We start from the raw sequence: 10,242 nt of genomic DNA, 5'->3' as shown, positions 1-10,242 counted from the left end.
CCAGCATATCGAGCTTGAAGCGAAGTCAATTCCGGGCTATACCCCAGAAGAGCCTACAGAATACAGTTATCTAGTGGAAAACAAAGACAATAACGAGTATATCTTCTACTACACGGCGAACGAACAAACCGTGGTTGTGAAGTATCTGGAGAAGGGTACGGAAAAAGAGCTATCTTCTCCGATCTCCGTAGCAGGAAAAACGGGAGAAGTAGTGAATCTAGAGGCGGTATCGGTTCCGGGCTATACTCCAGAGAAAGTGAAAGATACGTATACCGTGAAAGCCGGAGAAAATGAGTACATTTTCTACTACACGGCGAATGAGCAAACTGTCACGGTGAAGTATCTGGAGAAGGGTACGGAAAAAGAGCTATCTTCACCGACTTCCGTAGCAGGAAAGACGGGAGAAGTAGTGAAGTTAGAGGCCGTATCCATTCCAGGCTATACACCAGAGAAAGCGGAAGACACGTACACGGTGAAGGCTGAAGGAAATGAGTATATCTTCTACTACACGGCGAATGAACAAACCGTTACGGTGAAGTATCTGGAGAAGGGTACGGAAAAAGAGCTATCTTCACCGACTTCCGTAGCAGGAAAGACGGGAGAAGTAGTGAAGTTAGAGGCCGTATCCATTCCAGGCTATACACCTGAGAAAGCGGAAGACACGTATACCGTGAAAGCCGGAGAAAATGAGTACATTTTCTACTATGTTCAAGATGAACAGCCGATCGAGGAACGCTCAGTAACCCTCCACCACTTGGAGGAAGGTACGGGAGCTGTCCTGAAGGACACAGAGATTCACTCAGGCAAGATCGGGGATACTCTAAGCTGGACAGCAGAGAACATTACGGTAACCGATACGGTATATGTTCCGGTGCAGCTGAACCATTCCTATAAGATCACAGATGAAGTGGTGCAGGACTATACAATCTACTACAAGAAGAGTGAACCTGAGGAGAATCTGAAGCTGACGATTCAGTATCTTGATCGGGCAAGCGGAGAACCCGTGGCAGTCACAGATGCGGTATACGGAAGCGAAGGTAAGGTGATCACCTTACTACCTAAAGCTCCGACAGTAACAGATGCAGTCTATGTACCAGAACTGGAGAGCGTAGAATACACTTTCTCCGCTGAACTGGAGCAGAGCTATATTTTCTACTACAACAAGAAAACTCCTGAGCCAGCTGAACAGACGGTAACCGTGAAATACCTTGAGCAGGGCACTAATCATCAGCTTGCTAACCCGACAACCGTCAAGGGCAAGGTGGGCGATACTCTTACTCTAACGGCGGTGAGCGTCTCTGGGTACACTCCGACGAAGTCAAGTGATACGTATCAAATCGGAGATAGCGAATCGCAAGAGTATATTTTCTACTATACGAAGAATTCGACTAGCGGCCCTAGCCCAGGAGGCTCTTACACATCTTATACCCCACCTTCGCCTCCGCCACCAATAGTACCTCCATTGCCGCCATTACCACCAAAGCTGGATACCGAGAATCACTTCGATTATATTCAGGGCTATCCAGACGGTATGGTGAAGCCGCAGAATAATATCAGTCGCGAAGAGGTAGCGGCGATCTTCTACCGCTTGATGGAAGGCGAGAGCCGAGCCAACTATTACTCAACTACGAATTCATATGATGATGTGAAAAGCACGCGCTGGTCCAATAAGCATATTTCGACGATGACCAATGCCGGCATTATTACCGGCTACCCAGATGGAGTGTTCAAACCGGGTCAATCGATTACCCGCGCTGAATTTGCGGCGATAGCTGCCAGATTCGATAAGCTTGATGAGCGGGAGAGCGGATTGTTCACGGATATTAGTGGACATTGGGCTGAGAAGTATATTCTTTCGGCCGGTAACAAAGGCTGGATCAAGGGTTATACGGATGGAACCTTTAGACCGAATCAGTACATTACCAGAGCGGAGGCGATGTCCTTCATCAATAGTGTATTGAATCGCAAAGTGAAGGAAGATGGAATCCATAAGGATGCCAAGAAATGGCCAGATAACCCAGCGACAAGCTGGTTCTATGAGGATGTCATTGAGGCGACGAATAATCATGATTATTCACGAAATGCCGACGGATATGAGGCCTGGGACCAACTTAAGCCGCATAGAATCGAGCCTTAAACGGTAAGCAATTCATAAGATGAGGCTCCTGACCGGACTTTAGTATGCCGGGGCGGGAGCCTCTTGAATTCTTTTATAGATATTTAGAGAATAAGTCCTTCATAAATTCATAAGTTAACGGCATGTCCTTCTTAAGCTGGGCTTGCGTCTCAGCATTAAACAAATATAACGTTGCTGCTTCTGCAAAATATTCTGTGGAATAGGTGGATACATAATTATCACCTTTGTAGTTTACGTTGGCTTCTCTCTTCCATATTTCCTCAAACCTTATGGAAGAGCTGATGTTATTCAGAACGAGGCGATCGATTGCATGGAACGTCTCGTGCAGCTCCAGGTTCTGGCTGTTATGCCCCTTGCCTTTGTCACTGTGGCCGATTCTGACAATCACAATATTGGAGCTTACGCCAGGAATATCGTCCCAGGTGAGTCCGGAATTCTCCCAACCTCGGGGAGTGATTCCTTTATATTGTGAGAATTCTGGTTCATCCGTGATTTTGCCAGTAATGAGCTTGATCTGAACACTATTATCCTTCAGTCCTTGCAGCAGAGTAGCAGGAATGAGTTCAAGATGATCCAGCATTCTGTCTGCTTCAAGCTTGTCATAGTCTCCTTGGGGGAATACAACGATGTCCTTCAGCAAGCTATTATCGGCACGGGCATAATTAGGCCCGAGCGTAAAACTCATGATAAGCAGCAGGGAAGTCAGAAGCATTAGTGAAATGCGCTTCAGCAGTCTCATTTGAGTCCCTCCATTCATCTTCTAGAAATCCGCAGTTATTCACCGAGCCGGAAGCAATGAATGAAGTCTCCATTTAACTCCCATATCGGCAGCTGGCTGACTTAGCGGTGAGTCCGCGTTAGCCCCTATAGCTTTGCGCCCCCATCTTTCGAAGGGTTTGCCCTGAGCAATATGAAAATAGCAAGTTAGTTCAAACAGTTATTTTCATAGAACAAAAAAATCCCTCTTACCGAGTAAGAAGGACGAAAAATCACGCGAAATGGCGTTTGCGCTTCTATATCGGCAGCTGGCAGGCATATGAAGGAGTGACCTTCACGAAGCCCCTATAGCTTTGCGTCCCCGTCTTTCGAAGGGTTTGCCTTGATCGATTAGTAGATTAATATAATTGGAAAAATTATGAATCTATCTACTATTAAAATAAATCGAATAGGTAGAATAGTCAACTCTTTTCTAGCAAAACAAGCTTCTGGATGGGGTGAATTTGGGAACTGTTGGGCAGATGGGAAACTTGGGAGGCAGCAAGCGCCTGCAAGCGCGGTATGGCACTTGTGTTAATATTAAAAATTTGGGACAATAGTACAGATTACATCCTCTGCCGGGTTGCGGGATAGAGGCTATTCTACAGTGTTGAAAAGAGGATCAAGCATGAATACTACATCCATTTATGGATTTACATTAGAACAGTTGGGCGCTTGGCTGGAAGAGCAAGGCGAGAAGAAATCGAGAGCTCAGCTTGTATGGGATAACTTGTATCGTAAGCGGGTCAAGGCCATTTCGGAGATGGCTGATGTCCCGGAGCCGTGTGTGCAGCTGTTAAGAAGCCGGATGACGATGCAGACGATGACCGAGCATACGCGGCAGGAGTCCAAGGACGGGACGGTGAAATTTCTGTTCAAATTGCAGGACGGAAGCCTGATCGAGACGGTGCTGATGCGGCATAAGTTCGGCTTGTCGGTGTGCGTAACGACTCAGGTGGGCTGCAATATTGGCTGCAGCTTCTGCGCGAGCGGATTGCTCAAGAAGAGCCGGGATCTGTCGGCGGGCGAGATCGTGGAGCAGATAATGAAGGTGCAGTTGTACCTCGATCAGGTCGGGCGCGAGGAACTGGTCAGTCATATCGTCGTGATGGGGATTGGCGAGCCGTTCGACAATTTTGACAATGTCGTTAATTTCCTGAGGATCATGACGGATCACAAGGGACTGGCGATTGGCCCACGACATATTACGGTCTCCACCAGCGGCTTAGCTTACAAAATTAGGGAGTTTGCCGATCTCAATCTGCGGGTAAATCTGGCGATCTCCCTTCATGCTCCGAATAATGAGCTGCGAACACGAATCATGAAGATCAATCGGGGCATTCCGATTGAGAAGCTGATGGAAGCGATAGATTACTATTTGCAGCGGACGAACCAGCGGATCACGATCGAGTATATTCTGCTGCGGGAGGTTAACGACGGGCGGGAGCATGCAGAGGAATTGGCTGAATTGCTGGATAGCCGCAGAGCATACGTCAATGTGAACCTGATTCCTTACAATCCGGTCGATGAGCATAGCCAGTACCAGCGCAGTGATAAAGAGGCGGTGCTAGCTTTTTATGATGTGTTGAAGAAGCGGGAATTCAGCTGCAGCGTCCGTATGGAGCATGGCACAGACATCGATGCCGCCTGTGGGCAGCTTAGAAGTAAGCAGATGAAGCAGGCGCAGAATCTCTAACGAAACACTGTATCGTTATTTACTCAAAAACAAGGGCTGATCGAATCTAACGAAACACCATATCGCTATTTGCGCTAAACGATCGCTTTAAGCGGCTATTTTGGCGAAATAGCGTTATCCAGTTTCGTTACACTTTTCGGTGGCCCTTTTTGGCGTGAATAGCGATACCACGTTTCGTTGGCGCATCGTTAGATCACACTGCACAGCCCAGGCTTCGCCAAAGCCTGCAAATATGCAGGAATTTCGCCAATAGGATCACGATCTATTCACGCCACCGGCGCGGAATTTGCCCGGGGTCATGCCCGTGAAATTTCTGAATAATTGCGTATAATAACTCTGGTTGCAGAATTTGAATGTAAAGGCGATTTCAGAGATCGATTGGTTGGTGTGGGTCAGCAAATGCTTGGACTCTTCGATCTTTCGCCGATTGATGAAAGTGGTGATGGAGGAGCTGGTTTCCCGCTTGAAGCGATCGGACAGATAGCTGGGATGAACCTGGAGCACATCGGCAATCTTCTGCAGGGATAGCTCCTCGAAGATATGCTCACGGATATAATGAATCGCCAGATTCACGATATGTGAGTAGGGCAGCTCCGCCTTCTCGGAACGGACCATCGCGACGAACTGAACCAGCATTTCATATTCAAAATGCATCAGCCGCTCGACATCTCCTATTTTCTCAATCTCCAGTATCATCGTATCACTCAAATGAAAGGCAACCTCCGGGTCGATGCCACCCTTGATAATCGCCCGGGTATATAAAGTGCAGGACGCGATCAGGGCATTCTTCTTGGAACGAAGCGGATAGGTGGCCAGTACCGCGGCCTCCAGCTCATTGATTTTGCGCAGCATGTCCATCGCTCTGTTCTCGTCGCCGAAGCGGATCGCCTCCAGCATTTCATGCTCATAATCAAAGGGGGGATGAATGAAATTGTCACGCAAATATTGCATACGGGAAGATACATAGTACGGAGGTTGATTTTCCGAACGTGACGGCTTTTTCACGATTTGTCCACCACCTAAAAATATTGATAAAAACCTTGATATTTTAGTATAACATAACCTTATTTCGCACTAAAATTCAAGCATAACCTGTTTAGGAAGGAAGTGCAGATCATGACCTGGAAAATATCGAATTCTGAACTCTCACAGCAAGACTTGCTGAATATGGAAAGTATTTTTGCACTCGGAAACGGTTACTTGGGGGTGCGCGGCAACTTTGAAGAAGGCTATGGGGCGGATATGACCTCGATTCGCGGCACCTATCTGAACGCTTTTCACGACGTTATTGAAATCCCTTACGGCGAGAAATTATTCGCCTTTCCTGATACACAGCAGAAGCTCGTTAACAATATCGATGCCCAGACGATTCTGATCTACCTAGGCGATGAGGAAGAGCCGTTCCGGCTAGATCAAGGGACGATTACGGCTCATGAGCGCAATTTGCATATGGATAAAGGTTATGCGGAGAGAATGGTGCAGTGGAGATCTCCAGCGGGAAAAGAGATCAAATTGACCTTCCGCCGCCTTGTATCCTTCACACGCCGGGAACTATTCGCGATTCATGTGCGGATGGAGCCGGTGAATTATAATGGCCCAGTGCGAGTAGTCTCTACCGTGAACGGTAAGGTAACGAACTATACCAATGCCAATGATCCCCGCGTCGGTGCCGGACATGCCGAACGGATGACGGTGGTTGATACAGGAATCCAGGGCGGTATTGGATATATCGTCGATGAGACGATGGCTTCCAAGCTGCGTGCAGCCTGTGCGGCACAGCATAATCTAGATGTGGATGCTGACGTTCAATTGGAGGATGGAGCGGGACAAATTACTTGTACAGCGACCTTCTCATTGACCCAACCTGTCAGCTTAACGAAGTACAATATATATACCGATAATTTGCGCCATGGCGAAGCGATCGTTGAGCAAGGCTTGAAGCTACAGGAGACTTTACGCAGTGTTTCCTTTGAGGATCTACTCGCCGAGCAGGCGAAGTATCTGCAGGATTACTGGAAATCGGCTGACGTTATTATCGAGAACGATGCTCAGCTGCAGGAGGGAATCCGCTTCAATCTGTTCCAGCTGCTGCAATCCGCAGGCCGCGATGAGCATAGCAATATCTCTGCCAAAGGACTGAGTGGTGAGGGCTATGAGGGCCATTACTTCTGGGATACGGAAATCTATATGTTCCCGGTCTTTCTGATGACGCAGCCGGATATTGCCCGTCAGCTCTTATTGTATCGCTATTCTGCGCTCGATCAGGCCAGAGCAAGGGCGCGCGAGATGGGGCATAAGCAGGGAGCGTTATTCCCATGGCGTACGATAGCAGGTACGGAATGCTCTTCATTCTTCCCGTCGGGAACGGCGCAGTACCATATTAGCGCGGATATCGCCTATAGCTATATCCAGTATTATCTCGCGGAGCAGGATAAGGGCTTCCTCCTGTCCTACGGTGCCGAGGTGCTCATTGAGACAGCTCGTCTATGGGCTGAGATCGGCCACTATTATAACGGAGCCTTCCATATCGATGAGGTCACAGGCCCGGATGAATATACTTGCTGCGTGAACAACAACTATTACACGAATGTGATGGCCAAGCATAATTTGAAATGGGCGGCCAAGAGCTGCGCAATCCTGAGGGATTATAATGCCGCAGGCTTCAAGGCTCTCTGTGTACGGCTCGGAGTGACCGAGGAGGAGATGACTACTTGGTCGAAGGCGGCCGATGCGATGCTGCTGCCATATGATGAAGCGCTAGGTATCAATCCGCAGGACGACACCTTCTTGCGCAAGGCGGTATGGGATTTCGACAATACACCGAAAGAGAAGTATCCGCTCTTGCTGCATTATCATCCGTTGACGATCTATCGTTATCAGGTATGTAAGCAGGCGGATACTGTGCTGGCTCACTTCCTGCTCGAGGATGAGCAGAGCGAAGAGACGATCAAGCGTTCATATGATTACTATGAAGGAATCACGACGCATGACTCTTCATTGTCATCCTGTATCTTCAGCATCATGGCTTCAAAGATCGGCAATATGGAGAAGGCCTATCGATATTTCATCGAGACAGCGCGCCTGGATCTTGATAACACTCATGGCAATACGAAAGATGGCCTGCACATGGCCAATATGGGCGGAACTTGGATGTCCATCGTATACGGCTTCGCGGGCATGCGTTTGAAGGAGAGCGGGCTCTCCCTTACACCGGCTATTCCGCAGGATTGGCAGAAGTACGCCTTCCGCCTGAATTTCCGCGGTCGTCTCATCGGCGTGTCGATTGACAGAGAGAATGTGACGCTTGAACTTATAGAAGGGGAAGCCATCGAGATGAAGCTCTATAATGAGGAAGTACGTCTGGAGCCGGGGCAGATGGTGAAACGTTCACTCCTATAGGAAAATAAATGAAAATGGTGATTCAGGAAGCGATTCCTGATCACCATTTTTTATATCCTGCATTTATAATTGCGGCCAAATTTCCGCCCACACGATATCCAGGATTTCCTGCATACGCTCCTCTTGGCTATTGATGGCGATCACCGCATCTTGATCAGGAAGGATAATGCAGAATTGCCCATAGGCTCCGTCACCGCGATAAGCATCATGGGTGCACATCCAGAACTGGCAGCCATATCCCTGGCTCCAATCCACGCTGCCCAGATTATCGATCTGCTTGCGCGTAGCGAAGTCGATCCAGTCCGCCGGGACAAGCTGCTGTCCCTGCCATTCCCCTCTTTGGAGCAGAAATTGGCCAAACCGGCTAAGCTCCTCATTGCTAATAACCAGACCAGCACAGCCGAGCGTTATTCCGAGTGGGGAGGTCTCCCAATATACATCGTGGATACCTAGCGGCTCGAATAAGCGCGGGGTTAAATAATCCTTCACGGTCTGGCCTGTCACCGCCTGGATCAATGCCGAGATGATGAAGGTGTCTCCACTGCTATAGGTGAACAGCTCCCCTGGAGCTCTGTCTAGTGGCAGGGACATATAATATTTCACCCAATCCTTCTCCTCTAGTACGGGTCTTTCTTGAGCGGTAAGTGGTGGATTGTCATGCCCTGAGGTCATGCGCAGCAGGTCATACAGCGTGATATCGCCAGGGCGCATAGCCGGGTCAAGCGCCGGATCTTCCTTAACATATTGCGGGAAGACATCCTTCAGTTTCGTCTGCAATGACAGCTTGCCTTCGGCGATGGCTAGTCCTGCCGCCATGCTTGTGAAGGATTTGCTGATGGAATGCTGGATACGCCGCTCGTCCTTCGTCAGATCCCACTGCGCTGCCAGCTTCCCATGCTGAAGCACCCGTGCCGACCATACCTTTAACTCTTGCTCGCTAATGCGAGTAACAAATCCACCCAATGATATAGGCATAGAAGAAAACCTTCTTTCTGAATCAATTTGAATAGAAACGTTTCATATAAATGCTATTAAAGAAGAATTTATTACATTTTTATCTAGCTGTCAACACTCGTTTTGCAAGCGTTTCCCAATTTGAGAAGGATGATGCGATTGCCTAGTCAAATCAAGGGAAAGTACGATTTATAAGGAGGGTGAGCCGACCAGCTTATGCCAAAAATATCACAAAAAAATTTATTGACATGTCACGTAATCAGGAATATGATGTTATCGAAACGATTCGAATTAATCGCTTACATATCCTTAAAATTCCTGTATTCATATAAGCCGGATTATGCGTATGATGGGCTATGTCAGCAAGAATGCAGAAGGAAGCAGAAGATTTCATTCTATTTCCTAAAGGCCATGAGACAAGTGGGAAACGTTTCGTATTACTGTATTTATTTTTGCTACCATTCAGTATACAATTAGTGATCGTTTGGCTCACGAAGCGGTTTAATCAAATATTGATGAAAGGGGTTACATATGGCGCACATCACTATAGACACAGGATCACCAACCTTGCGGATGACAACCAGCATTCATGTGATCTCCCCGGTTGATAGCGGAGCTCCTTCAGATAACATCTTGTATCTGCTGCATGGCGCAGGGGACAATGCGAGCACCTGGCATCGCCTGACAACGGTCGAGCTGTATGCGGCCAAATACGGCTGCACGGTCATTATGCCGCAAGTGAATCGCAGCTATTACACCGATATGGAGTATGGCCTTGATTACTTCCATTACATTACCGAGGAGCTTCCTGATTTCTGTGCCCGGCTGTTCAAGCTGAACGAAGACCCGCAGCGCACCTTTGTCGCGGGACTGTCCATGGGCGGATACGGTGCCCTGAAGGTGGCTCTTACTTATCCGGATCGCTATGCCAAGGCAGTATCGCTGTCAGGAGTGACGGATATCCAGCAGAGACTTCGTGATCCGAATATGGAGCCGGGGATGGATCGAGAGATGAAGGCTGTCTTTGGAACGGAGCTGCTCGTGAAGCCGGATCAGGATTTATATGCACTTGCGGCAAAGAGGATCAAGGAGGGCGGGCGACTTCCGGCTCTGCTCTGCTGCTGCGGTACGGAGGATCCTTTTATCGGGATGAATCGGGAGTTCGCGGATCATATGCGTGCTACCCGGTTTGACTTCGAGTATGTGGAAGGCCCGGGAACCCATGACTGGCTCTTCTGGGAGAAGCATCTCAAGACCGCCTTTGAGTTCCTGTTCGATGAGAAGAAATAAGTAGAGTGAG

Annotated in this window: 7 protein-coding genes and 2 riboswitches; of the genes, 4 read left to right on the top strand and 3 right to left on the bottom strand. The window is 48.4% G+C overall.

The annotated features are described in order from the left end of the window. The coding region (locus BFJ94_RS18200) for an S-layer homology domain-containing protein (protein WP_205571034.1) at positions 1 to 2,137 on the top strand (2,137 nt) is incomplete at its 5' end. A 73-nt stretch (positions 2,138 to 2,210) separates the two neighbouring features. On the opposite strand, the gene BFJ94_RS18195 is transcribed toward BFJ94_RS18200, so the two are convergent. Beyond that, positions 2,211 to 2,876: an anthrax toxin lethal factor-related metalloendopeptidase gene (locus BFJ94_RS18195; RefSeq protein WP_120463934.1), complete on the bottom strand. Its 666-nt coding sequence runs from the start codon at positions 2,874 to 2,876 to the stop codon at positions 2,211 to 2,213. 84 nt (positions 2,877 to 2,960) lie between these two features. Continuing rightward, positions 2,961 to 3,048: riboswitch (cyclic di-GMP riboswitch) on the bottom strand. Positions 3,049 to 3,154: 106 nt separating this feature from the next. Further along, positions 3,155 to 3,246: riboswitch (cyclic di-GMP riboswitch) on the bottom strand. 275 nt (positions 3,247 to 3,521) lie between these two features. Between BFJ94_RS18195 and rlmN the strand changes: the two genes are divergently transcribed. Continuing rightward, entirely contained in the window at positions 3,522 to 4,589 is a 1,068-nt protein-coding gene (gene rlmN, locus BFJ94_RS18190; RefSeq protein ID WP_120463933.1) for a dual-specificity RNA methyltransferase RlmN, read from the top strand. A 255-nt stretch (positions 4,590 to 4,844) separates the two neighbouring features. Here rlmN and BFJ94_RS18185 read toward each other — a convergent pair whose 3' ends face one another. Continuing rightward, on the bottom strand, positions 4,845 to 5,594 hold the full coding sequence (locus BFJ94_RS18185; protein WP_120463932.1) for a helix-turn-helix domain-containing protein: 750 nt from the start codon (positions 5,592 to 5,594) through the stop codon (positions 4,845 to 4,847). Positions 5,595 to 5,705: 111 nt separating this feature from the next. On the opposite strand from BFJ94_RS18185, the gene BFJ94_RS18180 reads away from it, so the two are divergent. Next, positions 5,706 to 7,988, top strand: a complete 2,283-nt coding sequence (locus BFJ94_RS18180) for a glycoside hydrolase family 65 protein (RefSeq protein WP_120463931.1) — start codon at positions 5,706 to 5,708, stop codon at positions 7,986 to 7,988. 63 nt (positions 7,989 to 8,051) lie between these two features. Here the strand turns inward: BFJ94_RS18180 and BFJ94_RS18175 are convergent, their stop codons facing one another. Continuing rightward, positions 8,052 to 8,963, bottom strand: coding sequence for a serine hydrolase domain-containing protein (locus tag BFJ94_RS18175; RefSeq protein WP_120463930.1), 912 nt, complete (start codon positions 8,961 to 8,963; stop codon positions 8,052 to 8,054). 510 nt (positions 8,964 to 9,473) lie between these two features. On the opposite strand from BFJ94_RS18175, the gene BFJ94_RS18170 reads away from it, so the two are divergent. Next, the gene (locus BFJ94_RS18170; protein ID WP_120463929.1) at positions 9,474 to 10,232 is read left to right on the top strand and encodes an alpha/beta hydrolase; all 759 of its coding nucleotides are present in this window, start codon (positions 9,474 to 9,476) and stop codon (positions 10,230 to 10,232) included. The last annotated feature ends 10 nt before the right edge of the window (positions 10,233 to 10,242 follow it).

The sequence above is a fragment of the Paenibacillus aceti genome, assembly GCF_003614185.1.
GTDB classification, from domain to species: Bacteria; Bacillota; Bacilli; order Paenibacillales; family Paenibacillaceae; genus Fontibacillus; species Fontibacillus aceti.
Note: the sequence above shows the minus strand (reverse complement) of the source record. Positions and strands in the feature narration are given on the sequence as shown.